This window comes from Kutzneria chonburiensis (genome assembly GCF_028622115.1).
GTDB classification, from domain to species: Bacteria; Actinomycetota; Actinomycetes; order Mycobacteriales; family Pseudonocardiaceae; genus Kutzneria; species Kutzneria chonburiensis.
On sequence record NZ_CP097263.1, the window covers coordinates 4672829 to 4697377 of the forward strand.

The window sequence follows — 24549 nt, forward strand, 5'->3', positions numbered from 1 at the left end:
GGTACTGGATCGGCCGCCAACCTCGTAGATCTTGTTCTGCGGCCATCCTCGCACGGTTTTGGAGACGCGCCTGTCTCGGTAATCTGATTACGGATGTAGTCGGATTACCACAGCGGAGGTGGCCCGTGATCCCGACCGTCGACCAGGTGGTCTCCGAGGTCGAGAAGCTGGCCGCCGACCGGCCGGAGGTGTGCCGCACGCGGCGGATCGGCACGTCCAGGCTGGGTGAGCCGCTGCGGATGCTGTCGGTGGGGCACGGACGGCGCAACGCGCTGGTGGTGGGCTGCCCGCACCCGAACGAGCCGATCGGCCTGCGCACGGTGCTCGACCTGGCCAAGCGGGTGGCCACCACGCCGGAACTGCGGGAGGGGATGGACTTCAGCTGGCATTTCGTGCCGTGCATCGACCCGGACGGCACCCGGCTGAACGAGGGCTGGTTCGACGGCCCGCTGACGATCCGCGGCTACCACGAGAACTTCTACCGGCCGGCCTTCGAGGATCAGCCGGAATGGACCTTCCCGGTGCTGGACGAGCGGGCCTTCTTCGACCGCACGCTGCCGGAGACGCAGGCACTGGCCAGGGTGATCGACGAGCTGCGGCCGAAGTTCCAGTACTCCTTGCACAACGCGAACTTCGGCGGTGTCTTCTTCATCCTCAACGGCGGTTTACCGGGCATGGGCGAGGATCTGGGCCAGGTGGCGGCGGAGCAGGGTGTGCCGCTGTCGCTGGGGCCGGTGGACACGCTGGGCTGGGAGACGGCGGCGCCGGCGGTGTACCTGATGCCGCCGGCCTCGAAATTGATCGAGTCGGCGGCCCGGGGCACACGGAACTCGGTGCGGCACGGGGGATCCAGCGCGCACTACGCCGAGCGGTACGGCACGACGACGCTGATCACCGAGGTGCCGTTCTGGCACGACGCCCGCGCCGACGACCTGTCCGACGCGGGCCGGTCCTACGCGGACACTCTCCGACACGCGGCGGTCGAACTGCGGGACGATAGGTCGGTGCTGTCCGACTTGTACGAGCAGATGCAGCCGCGGCTCGTGGTGCCGACGCCGATGCGACGGTCCATCGCCGACACGCTGGCCACCGCCTCATCGGCGGCCGCGGCCAACGACGCGGTGGCCGACCACGCGCCGGACCGGCCGGCCACGGTGGCCGAGGCGTTCGCGGCGTCGACCCTTGTGCACATGCTGCGGCTGCGGGCCAGCGGCATGATGCGCCGGCAGCTGGCCGTCGAGCACGCCGCCGGCAACCAGCCGCCCGAGTCCCGCCGGCTCAAGCGCCGTCTCGACGAGCTGTTCGACACCTGGTGCGCCGCCGCCGAAACCGAGCTGTCGCAGGACACCTTTCCGGTGCGGCAACTCGTTTCCGTGCAGTCCGAGGCGGCGCTGGCGGTGGTCAGAAGGCTGGCGTCATGCGATTGACCCGTTCCCAGTCGCGGCAGCGCAACCGGGACGCGCTGATCGACGCCGCGCTGGTGGAGATGGCCGAGCGCGGCTACCAGCAGGCCCGCCTCGACGACATCGCCGAGCGGGCCGAGCTCACCACCGGCGCGGTGTACTCGATCTTCGGCAGCAAGCGGAACCTGCTGCTGGCCGTGGTCGCCCGCTACGCCGACGAGCTCGACGGCCTGCTGGCCGAGCTGTCCGATCCGCGGCTGTCCCTGTCCGAGGTGCTCACCGGCTGCGCCGACGCCTTCCACCTCGTCGCCACCGCCTCCGACGCCCGCCGCCGCGTCGCCTTCGAGCTCGAACTCGCCGGTCTCATGCTGCGCGACCCCACTGTGCTGTCCCTGACCACCACCAGCCGCCTCGCCGCCCTGTTCGTCGACCGGTCGTTCACCGGCGGCGAGGTCACCGCCGAGCAGGCCGAGCAGCTGGCCCCCGCCCTCGGCGCACTGCTCGGCGGTCTGGTCCGCCGTGCCGTGCTCGAACCGGGCACGGTTGACCAGGAGTACTTCCGCCGCTCGGCACTGGCCCTGACCTGCCTGCTCAGAACGTGAGGACGAGCCGACGACGATGTCGATCAGATCACGGCCGTAATGCCCTTCATCCGGATCGCGATGTGAGCGAGGTCAGCCGGCGGAGGTACCGCGGCACGGGTGACCAAGGGGGCGTCCACACAGGTGTCCGGTCTGATCGGCCTTCTGCTACTGGCGGGGGTCATCTGGTATCTGGTCCGCCGACACCGTCGTCGTGCGGCACGCAACCGAACGAACCCGATCGCGGCAGGGCCGGCGCGACCCGCGATGCAGCCGATCCAACCGATGCCGAGAAGCACCGGAATGCCATTCGTACCGGTGATGCAACCACCGCCTGCGATGCCACCGCCTCCCGCTCCGGCACCGTGGCCCGCCGTGGCACCGCCGGCGCCGATACCGCCGCCGACCATCACGCACACGGTGATCGCACAGCCGGCACCGCCCGTCCCGAAAAGACCGCAACGCCGTCCGGGCCGGAGCATTCCCGGCGCGTTGTGGCTGCCCGCCGGGACCAGGTTCGACGTGTCAGGGCTGTCGATTCCGGGCGGAATGGTCTATCTCGGCTCGCATCTGCCCGCCGAGAACGGTCACGGCGAAGAACCCGCGCTGATCGTGCCGAATCTACCGGTCGATCTCCGACGACCCGATGTCCGAGGCGAGTCGATGGGCTACTGGCCGTCCTACTCTCGGATCACGCCGGCCGCACGTGGGGCCTACCTCCGCTGGCTCGCCGGCGGACGCGTGGATCCCAACGCCTACATCGGCTATGTCTTCCTCTACTTCTACGGGCTCGAGCGGCGGCTGTTCGTGGACGGCTTGAACACACCACTGACCACCACGGAGCAAACCGCCCTGCTCGACGAGGTCCGCCGACTGCTGTCGATCTACCAGCACAATGGCTCGTTCCGTGGCTACGCGCAGAACCTGTTGAACGCCATGGCCGTGCTCTCACCGCCCCCTCGACCCGAACACCCACCGACAGCACCGGGCGGCTGGTCCGAACAGCTGCCGCTCGAACTCCGTGTCGGGCTTTCCCAGCTGTGTGCGGAAGGAACGCCGGTTCCCGTGGATTGGGCCCTCGCCTGGATCACGCAACTGCCGGACACCTATCTCCGCACGCCGGCCACGCGCTGTTCGACACAGTTCGAACAACTCTTCGCGCTGCGCTACCGCGAGTCGTACGGTTCGGGCGTGGTCCTGAGGGCAGGACCGCGAAAGCTGTCCGTCTACCACCACTTGGCCAGCGGCGGTATTTCCAACCGCGCCGCATTCCAGAACCCTCGGCTGAGCGAGGTCAGCGACGACGGGCGAACGATCTCCGCACTACGCCAGATCGTCGAACGCGCGACGACCGAGCTCGACTCCTACAGCCGCTACCTGGGGCGACACCCGGAGGGGGCGGACGACTCCGCCGCCCTTGCCCTGCTGCCGCCCGCATTGGTTGTCGAGCCGCCCCCTTCCGTCCGCGCCCTGTGGTCATGGGCCGACGAGGAGTTGGGATCCGCCCAGCGGACAGTGACGTCAACCGAGAACATGCTCGCGCACTGGCCCGACGCCCCGGCAAGCGGCAAGCTGGTCAAGGCGGACATGGTCGTGCTCGCACAACTGCTGGACCGCAGGGGCATCGGCATCGAACCAGATGTTCGGTTCGGGGGCAGCCCGGCCCAAGCCGGCAAGCCGCTGGTGCTTTTCCGCCGTGCGGACCACCAGGTGACGGCGCCGACCCCGGAATACCCGATCGGTCTCGCCGCGGTCAATCTCGGCATGCTCGTCGCCGTCGCGGACGGCGTCGTGAGCGACCAGGAAACGAAGACGCTGCGGGAGATGGCGGTCGATCCGCTCGATCTGTCCCCGGACGAACGTCGTCGGCTGGAGGCGCATGAGGCACTCGTCGCGGCGAATCCTCCGACACCGGCGGTGCTGAGACGACGAATCGGCGTCCTGTCCGAGGATCGCAAGACAGCTGCGGGACACCTCCTGATCAGCATCGCGGCCGTCGACGGTGAGATCACCAGTGACGAGGTCCGCAAGCTCGAGTCATTGTTCCAGGGCCTCGGCCTCGACCCGAAACTGATCTACTCCGCCCTGCACGAGGCCGCCACCACCAGCATCACGGACGACGAACCCGTCGTTATGAGCACGACGGGCACCGCAGCGCCACGCGTGCCGGTGCCTCGCCCGACCCGCACGTCGGCGGCTCGCACCGGGCTGGTGCTCGACCCGGCGTTACTCGCGGCGAAACGGGCCGAGTCCGCCCGTGCCGCAGCCCAGTTGGCCGAGATATTTGCCGCCGACGACGAACCGGCCACCGCCGCGACCGCGGTCGCGGAAGACGTGGACGTGGTATCCGGTCTCGACCAGGCGCATTCCAGCCTTTTCCGGCAGCTCGTGACGCGAGAGCAATGGGCTCGGGTCGAGGTGGAGCGAATGGCGGCCGATCTCGGGCTGCTGCCCGACGGAGCGCTCGACCTGCTCAACGAGACCGCGTTCGACCACACGGACGGCCCACTGTGGGAGGGCGACGACCCGATCACGATCGATCCCGACACCGCGAAGGACATGCACGGATGAGCTCCCCCGCACCAAAACCCGCCCGGCTTCGGTCGAAGGACCGCGACACGATCATCAATGCCCTGCGCTCCGGTGTGGTGCCGAGAGTGGGCTTTCAGCACATCCAGGTCGGACGCGCCGACGAGATCACGGCGTTCACCGATGACGTCCGGCGCATCGCCGACGGCGGCGCCGCCGTGCGGTTCGTCATCGGCGAGTACGGCGCCGGCAAGACGTTCTTCCTCAACCTGATGCGCTCGGTGGCGGCCGAGCACAAGCTGGTCACCACCGCGGCCGACCTGACGCCGGACCGGCGCCTGCAGGCGAGCGGCGGCCAGGCTCGTGCCCTGTACAGCGAGCTCATGCGCAACATCTCCACCAGGTCCGCACCGGACGGTGGGGCGCTGCCCGGTGTGGTCGAGCGATTCGTCACCTCCGCCGTGCAGGAGGCCACGGCGGCGGGCACGGCCCCGGACACGGTGATCGCGCGCCGGCTCGACGCACTGTCCGAGAACGTCGGCGGTTACGACTTCGCGCAAGTCATCGCCGCGTACTGGCGTGGCCACGACACCGGCAACGAGCAGCTGAAGTCGGACGCGATTCGTTGGCTCCGCGGCGAGTTCAGCACACGCACCGACGCCAGGGCCGCGTTGGGCGTGCGAACCATCGTGGACGACAACAACTTCTACGACCAGCTCAAGTTGCTCGCGCAGTTCGTACGGCTGGCCGGTTTCGGCGGCCTCATGGTCTGCCTGGACGAGATGGTCAATCTGTACAAACTTGGGCACGCCGGTGCCCGCAAGTCCAACTACGAGCAGGTGCTGCGCATCGTCAATGACGGTCTCCAGGGCACTGTGACGGGACTGGGTGTCTATTTCGGCGGTACTCCTGAGCTGCTGATGGACACCCGCCGCGGCCTCTACAGCTACGAGGCCCTGCGCAGTCGGCTGGCGGAGAACGCGTTCGCGGTCGGCGGCCTGGTGGACCACACAGGCCCGGTGCTGCGCCTGGCCAGCCTCACCCCGGAGGACATGTACCTGCTGCTGGAGAAGCTGCGTCATGTCTACGCCGGCGGCGACCCGGACCAGTACCTCGTGCCGGACGAGGCCCTCGGCGCGTTCATGGGTCACTGCTCGGACAAGGTGGGGGACGCCTACTTCCGCACCCCACGCAACACGATCAAGGAGTTCGTCAACCTGCTGGCCGTCCTGGCGCAGAACCCGGGTGTGCGTTGGGAGGACACGCTCTCGCAAGTGAGTGTCGCTGCCGAGAGCAATCCCGATCTCGTGCCGTTCGAGGATGACGCGGACGGGCTCGGCGGCATCGACGAGGCTGGCGACGATGAGCTCAGCTCGCTCCGGATCTGAGCCGGCGGCGTCCGGGTTCGACCTGCTGCACCGGGATGTCCAGCGGTGGGTGTGGCAACGTGGCTGGTCCGACCTGCACGACGTGCAGGATCGCGCCGTTCAGCCGATTCTGGGCCGGGAACGGGACGTCCTCATCGGCGCCGCCACCGCCGCCGGCAAGACCGAGGCTGCGTTCCTGCCGATCTGCTCCGACCTGGTGTCGGCCGGGTCGGCGGGCGCCGGTGTGCAGGTGCTCTACCTCAGCCCGCTCAAGGCCTTGATCAACGATCAGTTCCGGCGCGTCGACGACCTGTGTGAGGGCCTTGGCATCCCGACCCACCGCTGGCACGGCGACGTCGCGCAGTCGAAGAAGACCGCGCTGGTCAAGGATCCAGGCGGCATCCTGCTCACCACCCCCGAGTCGCTGGAGGCGATGTTCGTCCGTCGCGGCCCGCAGCTCAGAACGCTGTTCGCCGGCCTGCGCTACGTCGTCGTGGACGAGCTGCACTCCTTCCTGGGCGTTGAACGGGGCACCCAGCTGATCTCGCTGCTGCACCGCCTGGAGACCGCGCTCCGTGACCGCGTGCCGCGAATCGGCCTTTCGGCGACGCTGGGCGACATGTCGATCGCCGCCGAGCAGCTTCGGCCTGGCGGGGGCACGCAGGTGACTGTGATCGATTCGCCATCGGGCGGGCAGGACGTCCGTCTTCAGATCCGGGCGTTCGTGGACCGACCGCCACCACGGGAGAATCCGGCCGCCTCGGATCCGGACATGACGAGCGGGCCGGCGGTGGACCAGGTGGCAGCGCACCTGTTTCGCGTATTGCGGGGTTCCACGAACCTGGCGTTCGCCAACTCACGAAACATGGTCGAGGCGCTCGCCAGCAGGCTCGCCGACCTGTCGCAGCAGACGCACGTGAGCAACGAGTTCCATCCGCACCACGGCAGCCTGGCCAAAGAGCTGCGCGAGGACGTGGAGGCAAGCCTGCGGGACCCGAGTCGCCCCAGCACCGCCGTGTGCACCAGCACGTTGGAGATGGGGATCGACATCGGTGACATCGCACAGGTGGCTCAGATCGGTGCACCACCGTCCGTTGCCGCATTGCGCCAGCGGATCGGCCGTTCCGGCCGCCGTGGAACGCCGGCAGTGCTGCGTGGCTACGTGACCACCTCGGAGCCGGACGCGCACAGCACTGTGCTCGACCGCCTGCACCCGCACGTCGTTCAGCTGGTTGCCGACGTCGAACTGTTGCGGGAGCACTGGTGTGAACCTCCGCGACCGGCTCGCCAGGATCTGTCCACATTGGTGCAACAGCTGCTCTCGCTGATCGTCCAGCACGGCGGAGCGCGGCCGGAGGAGGCGTACCGGGTGTTGTGCGGCCGTGGTGGGCCGTTCACCTCGGTGAGCCAGCGGCATTTCGGGATGTTGCTCCGCGATCTGGCGACGCACGAGGTGCTGACGCAGTCCGACGACCGCACTCTGCTCGCCGGCCCCAAGGGCGACCTCGAGGTGAATCACTACAGCTTCTACGCCGCGTTTCACACCGCCGAGGAGTATCGCCTGGTCCATGGCGACGCCACGCTCGGCACGCTGCCGGTCGACCAAGCCCTCCACGAAGAGCAACTGATCATCTTCGCCGGCCGGCGCTGGCGTGTGGTGGCCGTCCATGACGAGGACAAGATCATCCAGCTGATGCCGGCGCCTGGCGGCAAAGCGTCGATCTTCGGGCTGTCATCTGGCCGGGTGCACGCGACTGTACGGGCCCGGATGCGGTCGATCCTCGCCGGTGGTGGCTCCTTTCCGTATCTGGACAGCGTGGCACGGCAGATCCTCGAGCAGGGTCGGCGTGCGTTTGCCGAACTCCGCCTCGACGAACGCGGGTTCGTCCGCGAGGGGCGGGACGTGCTCGTGCTGCCCTGGACCGGCGATCTCGAACTGGACACACTGGCCCAATTGCTGATCTTGCAAGACCTGGATGTCGCAGCGACGAACGTGGCTCTGGTCGTCTCGGGCGCCGATGTCGACGAGGTGCGGGCCGCTGTCAAGACCGTCTCTGAGACGCCGCCGCCCGCCGAGATCGAGCTCGCCAGGACCGTGCTGAACAAGATGTCCGCCAAATACGACAAATGGCTCGGCGACGAGCTGTTGGCCGTGCAGTACGCGAGCATGAATCTTGATTGCCCGGCCGCCGTGCAGGTCGCCAAGGCCCTCGCCGCCGTGGAGCAGCTCAGAACGTGAGGACGAGTTTGCCGCGGACGCCGGCGTCGGCGCGGCGGTGGGCCTCGACGGCATCCGAGGCGGGGACGGCGTCGGCGAGGCGGGACTGGAGCCGGCCGGCGGCGTAGGCGGCGATGAGGGTGTCGAGGGTGTCGCGGTCGGGCTTGACCTGGACCTGGTCGACGCGGATGTCACGGTCGGGCGTGGGCTTGGCGGCGGCGTTGACGGCGACGAAGACGCCGCCGGCACGGACGGCGGTGATCAGCCCGGGACCGGCGATGCCGGCGTCGAGTACGGCGTCGAACTGGCCGTCGACCTCGCCGCGGCCGATGACGGACTTGGCGCCGAGGGAAGAGACGTACTCGGCGTCGGAGGCCATGGCGGTGACGTGCACGCCGGCGGCGGAGGCGAGCTGCACGGCGAAGCCGCCGACGGCCCCGCCGGCACCGGTGATCAACAGCGACTGCCCGGGCTGCACGCCGAGCAGGTCGAGGGCCTGCTTCGCGGTCTGCCCTGACAGCGGCACGGTGGCGGCGGCGACGGGGTCGACGCCCTCGGGCAGCGGCACGAACCACTCGGGCCGGACCGCCACCAACTCCGCATTGGTACCGCGTCGCGCCACGAACCACGGAACCATGCCAACGACCGGACGGCCGTCGACGGTGCCGGCGAAGTCCCAGCCCAGCACCACCGGCGCGGCCAGGTTGGGGATGCGCCCGGCCCGGACGGCCCGGTCGACCGGGTTGACGGTGCTGGCCCGCACCCTGACCAGGACCTCGTTCTCGGCCACGACCGGCTCCGGCCGGTCGACCAGGGTCAGGACCTCGGGACCGCCGAACCGCGGCACCTCGATAACTCGCATGACTGCCTCCTTGGTGGATGTGCTGCCACCATTCGGGGCCATGGGTACTGTTGGTAAGTAGGTACCGAAAAGTGCCCAAGGGAGTCAGGAGGAGGCTGGAGATGGCGCGGACGGCTGAGCAGCGGCGATCCGAGGAGAAGGTGGTCTACAACGCCTTCATGGCCACGTGTCCGACGCGCCAGGTGCTGGCCACCATCGCCGAGAAGTGGGCCGCGCTGGTCGTGTCCGCCCTCGCCGACGGCCCGCGCCGGCACGGCGAGCTGATGCAGACCATCCGCGGCGCCAGCCAGAAGATGCTCACCCAGACCCTGCGCAAACTCGAGCGCGACGGCCTGCTCACCCGCACCGTCACCCCCACCGTCCCGGTGCGCGTCGACTACGAGCTCACCGACCTCGGCCGCACCCTCGTGCCGGTGCTACTCGCCGTCAAAACCTGGTCGGAGACGCACATCGAGGCAGTCATGGCCGCCCGCGACGCCTTCGAAGCGCAGCGCTAGGCGGGAGAGCCCTCGCGGGAGAAGCTGCGCGCGATGATGCCCAGTGCCTCGACGATGTCGTCACCGTTCAACGCGGTGGCGGGGTCGATCAGCCACTGGGCCATGATCCCGGTCAGCAGCGCCTGGTTGAACGCGCCGAGCAGCGCCGCCCGCCGCTCGTCCGCCTCGGGGTCGACGTTGTTGAAGAGCAGGCCGAGACCGGGCTGGGCATCGGCATTGTCGGCGGTCAGCACCTGGCGGACGTCCTCGGCGTGCTCGACCTGCGCCAGCACCTCGAACTGCGCGGTCAACAGCGGTTGGTCGGCACCGAACAGCTCGACGACGCGTCCCCAGATCGCCGCGTACCGCTCGCGCGGGCCCAGGTGGTCGACCTCGGCCTCGGCCAGCGTCTTCGCCAGCTGGTCGCCCCACACCCGAGCCGACTGGATCAGGGCCTGGTTCAGCAGGGCCTCCTTGGACCCGTAGTGGTAGCCGATGGACGCCAGATTGGCGCCGGAGGCGGCCACGATGTCCCGCGCGGTCGTCCTGGCGTATCCCTTTTCGACGAGGCAGCGCTTGGCGCCGGCGAGCAGGTCTTCCCGATGTCCCATGGCGCGATTCTAGCGCCTTTCTATACATATGTCATAGACAAATTTCAGGACGACCGAAGGGCTTTATTCGCACCGCGTGACCACCATTTCAGAATCGCCGTCCCGGCGTCACGGAATAGTCACGAACCGGGATTTGAACGGGATATGAACGCCTTGCCCTAGCGTCAACGCCAGCTGAGGACCTTGGGGGTCAGGACGATGGCGATGAGCAACGTGGCGGCCGCGGGGGCCGTCCTCACGCTGCCGGCGCGGCGGGCGGTCACCGATGCGGTGTCGGTCGTCGTGGCCAGCGGCGAACCGGTGGTGAGACTCGGCCTACGGGTGCTGTGCGGGGACTTCGACGTGGTCGGCGAGGCCTCGTGCGCGCGCGACGCCGTGCGGGAGGTGCTGCTGCACCGGCCGGACGTGCTGGTGCTCGACCTGGCCGACAGCGACGCCGTGCTGACCGAGCTGCGGCGGTCGGCGCGGCACGTGGCCGTGCTGGCGCTGACGTCGTCGGACGACGACGACTCGCTGCGGGCGGCGCTGCGCTCCGGGGTGCGCGGCTACCTGCACAAGGACGCGGGACGCGACGAGATCGTGCGGGCGATCGCGGGCGTCGCGGCCGGCGAGATGATCTTCGGACGGGCGGCCGCCGACCGGCTGCTCGGGCTGGTCGGGCGGCCGCTGAGCGTGGCGACGACGCCGTTCCCGGGGCTGACCGGGCGCGAGCGGGAAGTGCTCAACCTGGTCGCGGCGGGGCTGTCCAACCAGCTGATCGCGCGGCAACTGCGGCTGTCGCCGAAGACCGTCAGCAACCACCTGTCGGCGATCTTCGCCAAGCTGCGGACCGGGTCGCGGGCCGAGGCGATCGTGCTGGCCCGCGAGGCCGGGCTGGGCACAATGCAGGCGTGATTCGATCGCGTGAGCCGGGCGATCCGCCGTCGCGGCGACGCCCGGCACTCGCCTGTTCGGCGAATTGGCCGACACGGGTGAGTCAACCTGATCCGCGCCTTATGAATCCTTCGACACAATCCAGCTTTTCGCGCAAGGCCTTTGAACTGGCCGATCAGACCGCTGTCCGCAGTATCAGCCGACCCGCCGCCGGGCGAAGCTGTCGAGGACGGACCGGGGCGCGCCAACGGCCTTCTCGACCTCGGCCGGGTCCAACGCGCCGCAGTCGAGGCCGCGGACGAGGGCGGCGCTCATGGCCTGGGCGGTGGCGGGCTCGTCGAGGAACGTGCCGGAGGTCTTGGACAGGTACGCCTTGAGCCGGGCGGCGGCCTGAGGGAAAGCGTTGCGGTAGAAGGAGAAGGTGGCCAGGTAACGGGTGGGGAGCTGATGCGGGTGCAGGTCCCAGCCCTGGTAGAGGGCATGCTCAAGGGACCGAGTGACGAGACGGGTGTGCAAGCGCCAACCGGCGTGGACGGCGTCGGAGTCGCCGACGGGCAAGATGTTGGTGGAGCCGTCGGAAACGGTGACGCCGGTGCCGGCGGCGGCCAACAGCATGACGTTCTTGGCGTAGTCGGCGACGGGATGGGCCATGGACTGGTGCGCGGCCGTGACACCGCAGGCGGCGCTGTAGTCGTAGGTGCCGTAGTGCAACGACGTGCAGCGGCCCTCGGAGGCGTGGATCATGCGCGCGACGGTGGCGGCGCCGTCGGGACCGAGCACGGCCTGGGTGGTCTCGATCTGGAGCTCGAAGCGGAGCTCCCCGGGAAACCGCTCCAGCTGCGTGCAGAGCCACACCATGGACTCGACCTGCTCGACGGACGTGACCTTGGGCAGGGTGACGACGAAGTTGGGCGGCAAGGGATTCAGCGCCTCGAGCAACAGTGCGAGGGTCCGAACGCCGCGACGACGGCCGGCAGGCTCGAAGCCCTTGATGCGGACGCCACAGAACGGAGACTGAGCAGCGCGAAGGACTTCGGCCGCGGCGAGCACGTGCCGGTCCTCGGTGGCATCGTCGGGAAAGCCGTAGCCGTCCTCGAAATCGATGCGCAGATCCTCGATCGGCTCACGGGAAAGCTTGTCCCGCAACCGATCGTAGACACCGACGGCGTCGAAGCCGGTGGCATCGGTCAGCGCGCCGGCGTTGGGGGCGAAGGTGTCGAGGGCGGCCAGGGCCCGGCCGCCCCACGTGCCGACCAGGTCGGGCCCGACCTGGTCCGCCGGCACGTACACGGTGTGCACGGGCTGGCGGACGCCGGTCGAACCCGGGAACAGCTTGTCCCGCAGGGCATCCACATCGGACAGTTGGCTGTCCAGTTCGGACACCAGCTTGTCGACGTCCATCAGTCGATCTTGGCGTAGGCCGGCAGCGTCAGGAAGTCCACGAAGTCGTCGTCCAGGGCGACCTGCTCGAACAGCTCCGCCGCCTCCTCCAGGTGGTCGCCGGACAGCGAACCCTTGACCTCGGCCAGCACCTGGCGGACCAGGTCGGCGGTGACGACCTGCCCCTCGGACAGCACGGTGCCGTTGTGCACCCACTGCCACAGCTGGGAACGCGAGATCTCGGCGGTGGCGGCGTCCTCCATCAGGTTGTGGATGGCGGCCGCGCCGTTGCCGGAAAGCCAGGACTGGATGTACCGCACGCCAACGTCCACAGCGGACCGAACGCCGGCGAAGGTGGCCTCGCCGGGCGTGGACTTGACGTCCAGCAGCTGGTCGGCGGTGACCTTGACCTCGGGCCGCAGCTTGTCCAACTGGTTGGGCCTGCTGCCCAACACCTCGTCGAACACCTCCTGGCACACGGAAACCAGGCCCGGGTGCGCCACCCACGAACCGTCGAAGCCGTCGTTGGCCTCGCGCGTCTTGTCGGCGCGGACCTTCTCCAGCGCGGCCGCGGTGACCTCGGGGTCACGACGGTTGGGGATGAACGCGGCCATGCCGCCCATGGCGAAAGCGCCGCGCTTGTGGCACGTGCGAACAAGAAGCTCGGTGTAGGCACGCATGAACGGGGCGGTCATGGTGACGGTGTTGCGGTCCGGCAGCACGAACTCCTCGCCGGCGTCACGGAAGGTCTTGATCAGGCTGAACAGGTAGTCCCAGCGGCCGGCGTTCAGCCCGGAGGCGTGGTCGCGCAGCTCGTAGAGGATCTCCTCCATCTCGAACGCCGCCGGCACGGTCTCGATCAGCACGGTGGCGCGGATGGTGCCGTGCGGGATGGTCAGCTTCTCCTGCGCGTAGGTGAAGACGTCGTTCCAGAGCCGGGCCTCGAGGTGGCTCTCCATCTTCGGCAGGTAGAAGTACGGGCCGCTGCCGCGGGCCAGCAGCTCGCGGACGTTGTGGAAGAAGTACAGCCCGAAGTCGACCAGCGCGCCGACCGCGGGCCGGCCGTCCACGTCGATGTGCCGCTCGTCGAGGTGCCAGCCCCGGGGGCGCATCACGATGGTCGCCGGGCGGACGTCGGAGCGCAGCGCGTAGTGCTTGCCCTCGGGCGAGGTGTGCACGATCGTGCCGCGCACCGCGTCGTACAGGTTCTCCTGGCCGGAGACGACGTTGTGCCAGTGCGGGGTGTTGGCGTCCTCGAGGTCGGCCAGCCACACCTTGGCCCCGGAGTTCAGCGCGTTGATCGCCATCTTGCGCTCGGTCGGCCCGGTGATCTCCACCCGCCGGTCCCGCAGCGCCGGCGGCGCCTCCGCCACCTGCCACTGCGCGTCACGGATGTGCGCGGTCTCGGGCAGGAAGTCGAGCTTCCGGCCCATAGCCACATCAGACCGCTTGGCAGCACGGGCGGCGATGAGCTCGTCGCGGCGCGGGGCGAACGTCCGGTTGAGGTCGGTGATGAAATCCACCGCCTCCGGGGTCAGGATCTCAGGCACTGTTTTCCTCATCGTGGAGTTTTTCTTCCAGAACCGTCGGCAGCCACGCTACCCTTGGGGTCCAGCCAAGTACAGGGAGACCCTGATCGCATGACGAACAACGGTGGGGTGCAGTCGGTCGAGCGCACCTTCGAGCTGCTGGAGCTGATGGCCGAGGCCGGCGGCGAGGTCGCGCTCAGCCAGCTCGCGGCCAGCTCGGGGCTGCCGCTGCCGACGATCCACCGGATCATGCGCACCCTGGTCGGCGGCGGCTACGTGCGGCAGCAGCCGTCCCGCCGCTACGCCCTCGGCCCGCGGCTCATCCGGCTGGGCGAGACCGCCAGCCGCACCCTCGGCGCGTGGGCCCGGCCCTATCTGGCCGAGCTGACCGAGGTCACCGGTGAGACCTCCAACATGGCCGTGCTGGACGGCGACCAGGTGGTCTATGTGGCGCAGGCGCCGTCGCGGCACTCCATGCGCATGTTCACCGAGGTCGGGCGGCGGGTCGACGTGCACTGCACCGCCGTGGGCAAGGCCATTCTGGCCCAGCTGCCGGACGAGACCATCGAGCAGGTGCTGGCGCGGGCGACCATGAAGCCGCAGACCGAGCGGTCGATCACCACCGTGGACGCCATGCGCACCGAGCTGACCGTCATCCGCGAGCAGGGCTACGCCGTAGACGACGGCGAGCAGGAGATCGGCGTGCGCTGCCTGGCCGTGGCCGTGCCCGGCTCACCGTCCAACGCGGCGATCTCCATCAGCGGGCCGGAAACGCGGATGGGCCTGATCGCCGTGGACGAGGTGGTGCCGCTGCTGACCAAGGCGGCCAAGGTGCTGTCCCGGGAAATGGACGCTGTCAAGGGATAATGGGCCCTGTGCCCCAACCCGGTCAGTCTGCCCTGATCATTCCCGTGCCCACCGCCGCGCCGCTGCTCGCCCGTGTGCGGGCGGCGTTTCCGGACGTGGTGCGGGAGGGCGACACCGGGCACGTCACGATGCTCTATCCGTTCACCACCGTCAGCCCCTCGCAGCTGGAGGACGTCGCCGCGTCGCTGACGCCGGTCGACGTTGTACTCGACCGTACAGTTCGGGAACCGGGATTTGTGGCGCTGACCTCGACGGCACTGGCGCCGCTGACCGAGCAGGTGCGGCGGAATTGGCCTGAGGTCGTGCCTTATGGCGGCCGTTTCGGGCCGTCGCCGGAGGCTCATCTGACGTTGGCGATGGGCGTGTCCGATGCGGACGCCGCCACCATCGCCGCTTTGGTTGCGCCGGTGCCGGCGAGGCTTGATCAGCTGTGGCTGCTCAGCTTCGCCGGCACGTGGCAGGTCACCGGGCGCTACGCGTTTCGGGGCGGTCGATGACGCGCAGCCAGGAGCCGTCGGCCTGCTTGCGGACCAGCTGAACCCGGCCGCCGGTGTTGTCCGAGGGGATCGTGGAGGTCAGGGCCAGGTCGTCGCCCTGGTAGACGGTGGGCAGGGCCGGCTCGACGGTGAACGTGCCGCCACGGGCGACGAGCTGCGCCATCAGCTCACGGATGGCGGCGCGGCCGACGGTCTGGGAGCCGGGCGGGAAGGCGAGCACGGCGTCGGGCTCGTACAGGTTGGCCATGCCGTCGGCGTCGCCGGCGTTGGCCCGCTCGACGAACAGGCGGGACAGGTCTTCCGGAGTCATCGCTGCGGTTGTCATGGCTCAAGCCTGCGCGGAGTGAAGCCAGAAGTCCAAGAACTAGTCGCGCTTGCTACTAGAATCCGTGGTTATGGAACTTCGCCAGCTGGAGTACTTCGTCGCGGTGGCCGAGGACGCCAACTTCACCCGTGCGGCGGAACGCCTGCACGTGGCGCAGCCGGGCGTGAGCGCGCAGATCAAGCAGCTGGAACGGGAGCTGGGCCTGCCGCTGCTGGACCGCACCGGCCGCACGGTGACGCTGACCGAGGCGGGTGCGGCGGTGCTGCCGTTCGCCCGGGCCGCGCTGGGCGCTGTCGCGGGGTCGAAGCAGGCCGTAGATGAACTGACCGGTATGGTTCGCGGCCGGGTGGCGATCGGCACCATCACGTCCTGCCCGGCGGTGGCCATCGCCGACCTGATCGACGGCTTCCACCGCACGTACCCGGGCATCGAGATCACGTTGTCACAGGACAACTCCGACCGGCTGGTGGACTCGGTCCGGGCCGGTGCCCTCGACCTGGCGGTGATCGCGCTGAGCTCGTCGACCAGCTACCCGGGCGTGGCGCTGAAGATCTTCGTGGACGAGCCGATGGTCGCCGCGGTCGGCGACGGCGACCCGTTCGCCGGCAGGGAATCGTTGCCCATCAAGGCGTTCCGCGACCGCGACCTGATCAGCATGCCGGTCGGCACCGGCATCCGGTCCTGTGTGGACGAAGCGTGCGCGCTGGCCGGCTTCACGCCGCGGATCGCCTTCGAGGCCAACGATCCGAACATGGTGATGCAGCTGGCACGACGCGGCCTCGGCGTCGCGTTCCTCCCGACGTCGATGGCCGCCGGGCCCGGACTCCACCCGATCGCCGTGGCCAGCCCGGCCCTACGGGGCCAGTTGGCGTTGGCGTGGCGGGCAGATGGTCCGATCAGCCCGGCGGCCACCGCGTTGATCGATCACGGCATCGCCGCACTCGTTTCCTAGCAGCTGACCAGAAGCGAGGTCAGCGCCGAGCACGTGACGGTGGAGCTGTCGTTGGCGGCGTTGCCGTCGGTCGGCGTGCTCGCGGTCCGCGTCGCGGTCACCGGCATCGAGCCGGAGATCGTCAGCAGACCCACGGTCAGCCGCAGCGACTTGCTGGCCGACGCCCCGTTGGCGATGGCGCCGAAGTCACAGGTCGCGGTGCGGGCACCGGCGTTGATGGTGCAGCCCGGCGCGTACGGCGAGACGAAACCGTTGGCGTAGCTGAACTTCACCGTGGAACTGGTCGAGATACCCGGGCCGTTGTTCTTCACCGTCGCGGTGAACGTGACCTCGTGCACCAGCAGGCCGGCCGGGTTGGCCGTCAGCTTCACCGACAGGTCGGCGCTGCGTGCGCCGATCGCGACCTCGTACGGCTGGCTGCTGTCCGGCGTCGGGATCACCGTGCTGACGGTGTTGCTGGCCGTGCTCAGCACGCTCACGCCGTTGCCGAAGTAGTTGCCCACGTACAGCGAAGCGCCGTCCGGGGTGGCCGCGATGCCGCCGAGCACGTTGGTGCGCACCGGGATCGTGGCCGTGACAGCGCCGTTGTTGAGCACCGAGACGGTGCCGTCGGCGGCGGTGACGTACAGCAGTCCCTGCGTGTAGGCCAGTTCCTGCGGGCTGCCGGCGATCGGGGTGCTGCCCGTCTGCGCGCCGGTGGCCGTGGCGAAGCGGGTCACGGTGTTGCCGACCGCATCGACCACCGCCAGCTCGCTGCCGTCCGGCGAGACCGCCAGCGCGCTCGGGTGTGAGGTGGCGATCGTCGACGTGACGGTGTTCGTGGCGGTGTCGATCTTGTACACGGTGCCGGCATTGGTGCTGGCCACGTACACGGCCTTGCCCTCCGGCGTGATCACCGCGACGCCCGCCGCCACCGAGCCGACCTGAATCGTGGCCGTCACGGTGTTGGTGGCCGTGTCGATCACGTTCAGCGAGTTCGTGCCGTCATTGCTGACGTACACGTGCTTGCCGTCCGGGGCGCTCGTCACATAGTTCGGGGCCCCGGTGACCGGGATGGTCGCGCTGACCGTGCTGGTGGCGGAGTCGATCACCGAGACCTGGGCGCTGCCGTGGTCGGCCACGTAGACCCGACTGCCGTCAGGAAGAACGGCCAGGCCATGGGGATTGACCCCGACCGGCACCGTCGCGGTGATCGCGTTGGTGGCCGTGTCGATCACGTACACCTGGTTCTGCCGGCTGTCGGTGACAAAGGCGTTGAAGCCGCCACCGGTGGCGGCCGAGGCCGGTGCGGCCAGGCCGAGTCCCGCGAGAACCACCGCGGTTCCCGCCACGACGAGTCTTCGGATCCCCTTGCCCGCACCACTCATAGCTCACTCCCGTCGACGTCCACCGCCGACAGGGCTCCGCCGGCGCATCGGGATTAGCGCGGTTGAGCCCAAAAGGGTTACACGTCACGTTCCGTGGGTGTCGTGCGATAGGACCACTGTTGCGCACCCCACCCAGGAGCTGCCGATGCCGAAGCCGGGAGTCGCCGTGCAGGTCGTGACGGCGATCGAGACCGTGTACGGCCTGCGGTTTCCGATCGGGATGCGCGCGTGGGACGGCAGCCGCGCCGGCGCCCCCGACGGGCCCGTCGCCGTGCTGCGGTCCCCGCGCGCCGTTCGGCAGCTGCTGCTTCGACCCGGGCGGTCCGGGCTGGTCAAGGCGTACGTGACCGGCCACCTCGACATCGACGGCGACTTCGCGGTGGGGCTGCGGCACTGTCGTGAGCTCGTCGCCCATGTGCACGCCCAGGGTCCGCCCGGCCCCGCGCACTGGCCGCGGCTCATCGGGCTGATCGCTCGTACCGGCATCGGTGGCCGGCGCGTGCCAGTCGACACCGAGCGGTCCACTGTGGACTTTCCACCGTCCATTCTGGACGACACCCTGGCCCGGTCGTGCGGGTATTGGACGTCTGACGGGCCCGAGTACCACCTGTCGGACGCGCAGCACGACAAGCTCGACCTGGTGTGCCGGAAATTGGGGCTGGGACCGGGGATGCGGCTGTTGGACGTCGGGTGCGGGTGGGGTTCGCTGGTGCTGCACGCCGCCCAGCACTACGGGGTCGTGGCCACCGGGATCACCGTGTCGGCCGAGCAGCGCGAATTCGTTCGCGCGCGGGCGGTTGAGCACGGGTTGTCGGAGTCGGTGCGGGTGTTGCGGGTCGCTCCTCGGGATATCGCGGACGGTTCGTTCGACGCCGTCGCGTCGATCGAGACCGGTGAGCACGTCAGCGCTCGGGACTATCCCGCTTACTGCCAGACCTTGCGGCAGTTGCTGCGGCCGGGCGGGCAGTTGTTGATGCAGCAGACTTCTGGTGGCGGGATGTTCACCGCGTCGTACATGACGCCGGCCATGGCCACGCGGCCGGTCGAGCACACCTTGGGACAGCTGCGGGATGCCGGGCTGGAGATCAAGGACGTCATGTCGATGCGGGAGCACTACGTTCGGACGATTGACGCTTGGCGGCACGCGTTGGACTTCAACTGGGAGGACGTGGTCGGCCGGGTCGGGTCGTCACGGGCCCGGATCTGGCGGTTGCAGTTGGCGGACAACGCGTTGGCCTTCGCCGACGAGAAGATGAGCGTGCATCAGATACTGGCGGTTCGGCCGTAAGCCGATCACACCGCCCCCACGAGATGCTCCAGCGCGAGCTGCGACAGGCGCACGAAGCCGTACCCCTGGCCCCGACCGCGTCCGGATCGAACTCGGTGTCGGCGGCGCGGAGATCGGCCACGGTCTCGCGGCGGGACAGCGTGGGCAGCAGGATCTCGTCAACCTTGGCCGCCCGCAACGCTTCCTGCACATCCGGGTCAGCGCGGAAAGCGGCCGCGCGTTCCTTGAGCAGCAGGTAGGTCCGCATGTTCGCGGCCGCGCTCGCCCACACGCCGTCGATGTCCTCGGTGCGCAGCGGCTTGTAGTCGAAGTGCCGCGGGCCTTCGTATCCGGCCTGCTCCAACAGGTCCACCAGGAAGAAGGCGGACAGCAGGTCGCCGTGGCCGAAGATCAGGTCCTGGTCGTAGCGGGGGCCGCGCTGGCCGTTGAGGTCGATGTGGAACAGCTTGTCCTGCCACAGGGCCTGCGAGATGCCGTGCACGAAGTTGAGCCCGGCCATCTGCTCGTGCCCGACCTCCGGGTTCACGCCGACGAGGTCGGTGTGCTCCAGCGTGGAGATGAAGCCGAGGGCGTGGCCGATGGTCGGCAGCAGGATGTCGCCGCGCGGCTCGTTCGGCTTGGGCTCGATGGCGAACCGCAGGGTGTAGCCCTGGTCGACGACGTACTGGGTGAGCACGTTCATCGCCTCGCGGTAGCGGTCCAGGGCCGCCCGGACGTCCTTGGCCGCGTCGGTCTCCGAGCCTTCCCGGCCGCCCCACAACACGTACGTGCCGGCGCCGAGCTCCGCCGCCAGATCCACATTGCGCAACACCTTGCGCAGCGCGAAGCGCCGCACCGAGCGGTCGTTGCTGGTGAAGCCGCCGTCCTTGAAAACCGGATGGGTGAACAGGTTCGTGGTGGCCATCGGCACGACCATGCCGGCATCGTCGACCGCCTTGCGGAAACGCTTCACCCGCTCCTCGCGCACGGCGTCGTCGGCGCCGAACGGGATCAGGTCGTCGTCGTGGAAGGACACACCCCACGCGCCGAGCTCGCCGAGGCGGTGAACCGATTCGACGGGGTCGAGCGCCGGCCGGGTCGGCTCGCCGAACGGGTCGTTGGCGCGCCAGCCCACGGTCCACAGGCCGAAGCTGAATCTGTCCGCCGGTGTCGGGTCCGCGGCCACGTCGACCTCCATCTGGCTTAGTTAGTTCGCCGAACTTACGCATCGGCAAGTCGGGCAGTCAATGACAGCCCGATTGCCCGTGGGCGAACGCGGGTACCTGGTCAGGGTGAGTCCTAGCGAAGCTTCGCCGCCGACGCCAGTGGCCGGAAGATACGCACTGGTCAGGACGCTGGGCGCGGGCGGAATGGGCGTCGTGTGGCTGGCCAGGGACCTGCTGCTCGGCCGCGAGGTCGCGGTCAAGGAGGTCACCGGTCAGGGTGAACGGGTGCTGCGGGAGGCCCGCACCGCGGCCCGGATCGTGCACCCGAACGTCGTCACCGTCTACGACGTGGTCGAGCACGACGACCGGCAGTGGATCGTCATGCAGCACGTGGAGTCGCGGACCCTGGCCGACGTGATCGCCGAGGAGGGTCCGCTGTCCCCCGACCGGACCGCGGAGATCGGCCTCGACCTGCTGGCCGCGCTGCGGGCGGCGCACGACAGCGGCGTGCTGCACCGTGACGTCAAGCCGGGCAACGTGTTGCTGGACCCCGCCGGGCGGGCGTACCTGGCCGATTTCGGCATCGCCAGCGCCGACGGCGACGCCAGCCTGACCGCGGCCGGCACGTTGGTCGGCGCACCGGCCTACATGGCGCCGGAGCGGCTGCGCGGGCTGGCCTGCGGGCCGGCGTCGGACTACTGGTCCCTCGGCGTGACGCTCTACGCCGCCGTGGAAGGGATCGTGCCGTTCGACCGCACGGATCCGTTGGCCACCATGACCTCCACGCTGACCGACCCGCTGCCGCCGCCGGTACGGGCCGAGTTCCTGGCCCCGCTGCTGATCCGGCTGCTGGACAAGGACCCGGATGGCCGCCCCGAGCCGGCGGAGATCTTCACGGCGCTGAGCGGCTCCGCACTCGTGCAGGCCACCGTGCCGATGCAGCCCGGTCCCCCGCACCGGCGGCGGGCCCCGATGGCCGTCGGCGCGTTCGTGCTGGCCGCCGTGGTCGGCGTGATGTTCCTGCTGCTCAGGACCGCTCCCCCGGGGCACCAGCCCGGCCACGACCCGGCCGCTCCCCCGTCGGCGACCACGACTTCCCAGCAGCCGGACCGCATCGCACCGGTGGTCGCCACCAACCCTTCGACCAGTAGCACTGGTTCGACCACCGAGTCGACCTCGGCCACGACGACCACGACCGGCGAGCCGACCACGACCGAGCCGCCCACCACGACGCCGCCGACCACCACCGAGCCGCCCACGACGACGGCGCAGCCGACAACGACACCCGAGAGCACCAGCACCCAGATCGAGGAAGAGACTTCCGTTTCGCCCACAGGTTGATGTTGGGAGGACGAGGGTGAAGTGGTACGCGGACCGGCCAGGCCGGTTCCTGCGGCAGGTGCTCGCCGATGTCGTCGCGCTCGCGTGGATCGGTGGCTGGATCTGGCTCGGTGTCCAGGTCCATGACACCGTGCAGCGATTACGGGGCCCGGGTGACGGGCTCGTCAACGCCGGCGGCGGGCTGCGGGACACCTTCCGCGACGCCGCGGCCAGCGCCGGCAAGGTGCCGTTCGTCGGCGAGCAGCTGGCCAACGCGCTCGGGGCCGGCACCCATGCCGGGTCGAGGCTGGTCGACGCCGGCAACGGGGAGATCGACATCGCCGAAAGCCTGGCGTTCTGGGTGCCGGTGGCGCTCGTGCTCGCGCCGGTGCTGTTCGCGTTGCTGCTCTGGTTGCCGCTGCGTGTCCGCTACGCGCGGTCGGCCGCGGCCGTGCGTCGGATCGGCGCTCTGGACGGCGGCGACGACCTGCTCGCGCTGCGGGCGCTGACCCGGCTGCCGCTGCGGACGCTGGCCCGGGTCAGCGACGATCCGGCCGGGGACTGGCGCAAGGGCCGCCGCCGGGTGATCGGCGAGCTGGCCGCCATGGAACAAAACTCGCTCGGATTGCGTCGCTCTACGTAGAGAAAGTCCGAGCTTGAGGAGTTGTGGTGCGCGTCGACGTCTGGTCCGACATCATCTGCCCGTGGTGCTATCTGGGCCGCGCGCGGTTCGAGCAGGCGCTGGCCGGGTTCGAGCACCGGGACCAGATCGAGGTCGTGCACCACTCCTTCCAGCTCGACCCGTCCTACCCGGCCGGGCACACCGAGCTCTCCACGGAGATGCTGTCCCGCAAGTACGGCATGGACGTCGCCGAGGCCGCCGCGATGGAGGCCAAGATGGAGCAGACCGCCGCGGCCGAGGGCCTCGAGTACCACATGGACGGCCTGCACATCGGCAACACCTCCGACGCCCACCGCCTCGTGCACCTGGCGGCTGACCACGGCCTCCAGGACGCCATGGTCGAGCGCCTGTTCCGGGCCCACTTCACCGAGCGGCGCTCCGTGTTCTCCCGGGAATCCCTGGTCACGCTGGCCGTCGAGGTCGGGTTGGACGCCGCCGAGGCACGCTCCGTGCTGGAGTCCGACCGCTACACCGACGCCGTCGCCGAGGACGCCGCCACGGCCGCCCGGCTCGGCGCCAACGGCGTGCCGTTCTTCGTCATCGACATGCGCTACGGCGTCTCCGGCGCGCAGCCCACCGAACTGTTCACCCAGGCCCTCACCGAGGCCTGGTCAACCTCCGCCCGAAGTTGAGTCGTGCTATGCGCATCCCCAATCGCCCCAGCTCACAGCGTCCCCCCGCCGGCCGGCCGTGGCCTCGCCGCCCCGAGGCCCGCACCGTCACCACTCGCTGAACCCGGGCCTGCCAGGTTCGCCGAGTAGAATTGAATCTTGGGGGATCCCAGGAGAAGTTGATCTTCGGGTCGGGAGTTGCCGGTCGGGTCGGGAGTTGCCGGTCGGCTCGGCTAGGCCGTCGGCAGGTCGGCCCGTCGCGGCACCCAGCCGCTGGCCGCCTCCAACTGGGCGCTGAGCGAGATCAGCGTCGCCTCGTCGCCCGGACGGCCGGCCAGCATCGCGCCGATCGGCAGGCCGTCGGCCGTCCAGTGCACGGGCAGTGACACCGCCGGCTGGCCGGTGGCGTTCTGGAGCGGCGTGAAGGCCACGAACTGCATGGTCCGCTCGAACTCGGCCGCCGGGTCGTCGCCGTCGGTGAACCAGCCGGCCGGCCGGGGCGGCATCGACAAGGTCGGGCAGAGCACGACGTCGTAGTCGGCGGTCCGGTCGATCACGAGCCGGGCCGCGCCCTGGAGAGCGGCCAGGATGGTCATCGCCTCGGCGCCGCCGATGCCGGCCCCGAGCTCCCGCAGCATCCGCGTCACGGGCCGGAGCAGCGACTCCTTGCCGGCCGGCACGGGCGCGCCGGCGGCCTTGAGCGCCCAGACCTTCGTGAACAGGTCGGCGAACTCCGGCCCGGCCGGCGGCTTGATCTCCTCCACCTCGTGCCCGGCGCCGGTCAGCAGCTCCGTGGCGACGTCGACGGCCCGCACGCACTCCGGATCCACGTCGACCCCGTTCGGCGCGACGGTGAACCGGCCGATGCGCAGCCGCCCCGGATCCCGGTCGGCCTGGGCCAGGTACGTCCCGTCCGGCCGAGGCAGCGGCACCAACCCGCCCGACCGGTACGCGACGAGGGCGTCCAGGCCGGCGGCGGAATCCCGCACGGTCCGGGTCAGCACGCCCCGTACGGCCAGCTGAGCGGGGTCGGGTGGCGTGGGGCCGCCGGACTCACGCCCGAACGACGGCTTGAGCCCGACCAGCCCGCACACGCTGGCCGGGATGCGGATCGACCCGCCGGCATCGCTGCCCTGGGCGATCGGCACCAGCCCGGCGGCCACCGCGGCCCCGGCCCCGCCGCTGGAGCCGCCGGCGGAGTGACCGAGATCCCACGGTGTCCGGGGCTCCTCGCCGAACTCGGTGCGTGAATGCGCGGTCAGCCCGAACTCCGGCGTCGCGGTCTTGCCCAGGCTGATCAGCCCGGCCCGCCGCAGCCCCGTCACGACGTGGGCGTCCAGGGGCGACTGGAAGCCGACCAGCGCCCGCGAGCCGAACGCCGTCGGGGCGTCTTTGGTGACCGACAGGTCCTTGATCGCCGTCGGCACGCCGTGCAGCGGCGGCAGCTCAGCGGCCGGCGTGCTGACTACCGCCTGCTCGGCTTCCTTGGCCTGCTCAAGCGCCAGCTCCGGGGTCGTCGTGACGAAGGCGTGCAGCAGGCCGTCCAGCCGGGCGATGCGGTCCAGGTGGTGCTCGACCAGCTCCACCGGGCTCACCGTCCGCGACCGGACAGCCGCGGCCTGCTCCAGCGCCGACAGCTCGTGCAACTCGGCCATGCCGATCCCCG

Annotated in this window: 21 protein-coding genes and 1 pseudogene; 14 read left to right on the forward strand and 8 right to left on the reverse strand. The window is 69.8% G+C overall.

What is annotated here, in order from left to right; all coding sequences use genetic code 11:
* Positions 1-125: 125 nt before the first annotated feature.
* From M3Q35_RS20855 to M3Q35_RS20875, 5 genes are all read left to right on the forward strand, one after another.
* Complete coding sequence (locus M3Q35_RS20855) at positions 126-1427, forward strand: M14 family zinc carboxypeptidase (RefSeq protein WP_273943600.1); 1302 nt, start codon at positions 126-128, stop codon at positions 1425-1427.
* Positions 1418-2005, forward strand: coding sequence for a TetR/AcrR family transcriptional regulator (locus tag M3Q35_RS20860; protein ID WP_273943602.1), 588 nt, complete (start codon positions 1418-1420; stop codon positions 2003-2005). The genes M3Q35_RS20855 and M3Q35_RS20860 overlap by 10 nt, the downstream gene beginning before the upstream one ends.
* Before the next feature lie 354 nt (positions 2006-2359).
* Positions 2360-4555, forward strand: coding sequence for a tellurite resistance TerB family protein (locus M3Q35_RS20865; protein WP_273943603.1), 2196 nt, complete (start codon positions 2360-2362; stop codon positions 4553-4555).
* Positions 4552-5901 (forward strand): ATP-binding protein, encoded by a 1350-nt coding sequence (locus tag M3Q35_RS20870; protein WP_273943604.1) that lies wholly within the window; start codon positions 4552-4554, stop codon positions 5899-5901. The genes M3Q35_RS20865 and M3Q35_RS20870 overlap by 4 nt, the downstream gene beginning before the upstream one ends.
* Entirely contained in the window at positions 5876-8119 is a 2244-nt protein-coding gene (locus tag M3Q35_RS20875) for a DEAD/DEAH box helicase (protein WP_273943605.1), read from the forward strand. Before M3Q35_RS20870 ends, M3Q35_RS20875 begins: the two co-directional genes overlap by 26 nt.
* Here the strand turns inward: M3Q35_RS20875 and M3Q35_RS20880 are convergent.
* Positions 8109-8960 (reverse strand): NADP-dependent oxidoreductase, encoded by an 852-nt coding sequence (locus tag M3Q35_RS20880; protein ID WP_273943606.1) that lies wholly within the window; start codon positions 8958-8960, stop codon positions 8109-8111. The genes M3Q35_RS20875 and M3Q35_RS20880 overlap by 11 nt on opposite strands.
* Before the next feature lie 101 nt (positions 8961-9061).
* Between M3Q35_RS20880 and M3Q35_RS20885 the strand changes: the two genes are divergently transcribed.
* Positions 9062-9457 carry a winged helix-turn-helix transcriptional regulator gene (locus M3Q35_RS20885; protein WP_273943608.1) on the forward strand — a complete coding sequence of 132 codons (396 nt, stop codon included), beginning with the start codon at positions 9062-9064 and terminating at the stop codon, positions 9455-9457.
* Here M3Q35_RS20885 and M3Q35_RS20890 read toward each other — a convergent pair.
* Complete coding sequence (locus tag M3Q35_RS20890; RefSeq protein WP_273943609.1) at positions 9454-10047, reverse strand: TetR/AcrR family transcriptional regulator; 594 nt, start codon at positions 10045-10047, stop codon at positions 9454-9456. The two genes, M3Q35_RS20885 and M3Q35_RS20890, sit on opposite strands and share 4 nt — an antisense overlap.
* A 204-nt stretch (positions 10048-10251) precedes the next feature.
* On the opposite strand from M3Q35_RS20890, the gene M3Q35_RS20895 reads away from it, so the two are divergent.
* Positions 10252-10941 (forward strand): LuxR C-terminal-related transcriptional regulator, encoded by a 690-nt coding sequence (locus tag M3Q35_RS20895; RefSeq protein WP_273943610.1) that lies wholly within the window; start codon positions 10252-10254, stop codon positions 10939-10941.
* A 174-nt stretch (positions 10942-11115) separates the two neighbouring features.
* Here the strand turns inward: M3Q35_RS20895 and M3Q35_RS20900 are convergent, their stop codons facing one another.
* Positions 11116-12321: a DUF6986 family protein gene (locus M3Q35_RS20900; protein WP_273943611.1), complete on the reverse strand. Its 1206-nt coding sequence runs from the start codon at positions 12319-12321 to the stop codon at positions 11116-11118.
* Entirely contained in the window at positions 12321-13850 is a 1530-nt protein-coding gene (gene aceB / locus M3Q35_RS20905; RefSeq protein WP_273943612.1) for a malate synthase A, read from the reverse strand. The genes M3Q35_RS20900 and aceB overlap by 1 nt, the downstream gene beginning before the upstream one ends.
* Before the next feature lie 90 nt (positions 13851-13940).
* Between aceB and M3Q35_RS20910 the strand changes: the two genes are divergently transcribed.
* Positions 13941-14696, forward strand: a complete 756-nt coding sequence (locus M3Q35_RS20910) for an IclR family transcriptional regulator (protein WP_273943613.1) — start codon at positions 13941-13943, stop codon at positions 14694-14696.
* 8 nt (positions 14697-14704) lie between these two features.
* The gene (locus M3Q35_RS20915; protein WP_273943614.1) at positions 14705-15193 is read left to right on the forward strand and encodes a 2'-5' RNA ligase family protein; all 489 of its coding nucleotides are present in this window, start codon (positions 14705-14707) and stop codon (positions 15191-15193) included.
* On the opposite strand, the gene M3Q35_RS20920 is transcribed toward M3Q35_RS20915, so the two are convergent.
* Complete coding sequence (locus M3Q35_RS20920) at positions 15159-15518, reverse strand: YybH family protein (RefSeq protein WP_273943615.1); 360 nt, start codon at positions 15516-15518, stop codon at positions 15159-15161. The two genes, M3Q35_RS20915 and M3Q35_RS20920, sit on opposite strands and share 35 nt — an antisense overlap.
* A gap of 70 nt (positions 15519-15588) precedes the next feature.
* Here M3Q35_RS20920 and M3Q35_RS20925 point away from each other — a divergent pair, with 70 nt between their 5' ends.
* The gene (locus M3Q35_RS20925) at positions 15589-16470 is read left to right on the forward strand and encodes a LysR family transcriptional regulator (protein ID WP_273943616.1); all 882 of its coding nucleotides are present in this window, start codon (positions 15589-15591) and stop codon (positions 16468-16470) included.
* Here the strand turns inward: M3Q35_RS20925 and M3Q35_RS20930 are convergent.
* Positions 16467-17801: a beta-propeller fold lactonase family protein gene (locus M3Q35_RS20930; RefSeq protein ID WP_273943617.1), complete on the reverse strand. Its 1335-nt coding sequence runs from the start codon at positions 17799-17801 to the stop codon at positions 16467-16469. The two genes, M3Q35_RS20925 and M3Q35_RS20930, sit on opposite strands and share 4 nt — an antisense overlap.
* A gap of 181 nt (positions 17802-17982) precedes the next feature.
* On the opposite strand from M3Q35_RS20930, the gene M3Q35_RS20935 reads away from it, so the two are divergent.
* Complete coding sequence (locus tag M3Q35_RS20935; protein ID WP_273943618.1) at positions 17983-19125, forward strand: class I SAM-dependent methyltransferase; 1143 nt, start codon at positions 17983-17985, stop codon at positions 19123-19125.
* Positions 19126-19130: 5 nt separating this feature from the next.
* Here M3Q35_RS20935 and xylA read toward each other — a convergent pair.
* Positions 19131-20302, reverse strand: a pseudogene (gene xylA / locus M3Q35_RS20940) (xylose isomerase).
* A 49-nt stretch (positions 20303-20351) separates the two neighbouring features.
* Here xylA and M3Q35_RS20945 point away from each other — a divergent pair.
* From M3Q35_RS20945 to M3Q35_RS20955, 3 genes are read left to right on the forward strand one after another with little or no spacing between them, the layout of a single operon-like run.
* Positions 20352-21611: a serine/threonine-protein kinase gene (locus tag M3Q35_RS20945; protein WP_273943620.1), complete on the forward strand. Its 1260-nt coding sequence runs from the start codon at positions 20352-20354 to the stop codon at positions 21609-21611.
* Positions 21612-21627: 16 nt separating this feature from the next.
* Positions 21628-22233, forward strand: a complete 606-nt coding sequence (locus M3Q35_RS20950; RefSeq protein ID WP_273943621.1) for a hypothetical protein — start codon at positions 21628-21630, stop codon at positions 22231-22233.
* A 26-nt stretch (positions 22234-22259) separates the two neighbouring features.
* The gene (locus M3Q35_RS20955) at positions 22260-22904 is read left to right on the forward strand and encodes a DsbA family oxidoreductase (protein ID WP_273943622.1); all 645 of its coding nucleotides are present in this window, start codon (positions 22260-22262) and stop codon (positions 22902-22904) included.
* Positions 22905-23116: 212 nt separating this feature from the next.
* Here the strand turns inward: M3Q35_RS20955 and M3Q35_RS20960 are convergent, their stop codons facing one another.
* Positions 23117-24538 carry an amidase gene (locus M3Q35_RS20960; protein ID WP_273943624.1) on the reverse strand — a complete coding sequence of 474 codons (1422 nt, stop codon included), beginning with the start codon at positions 24536-24538 and terminating at the stop codon, positions 23117-23119.
* Positions 24539-24549 lie beyond the last annotated feature (11 nt).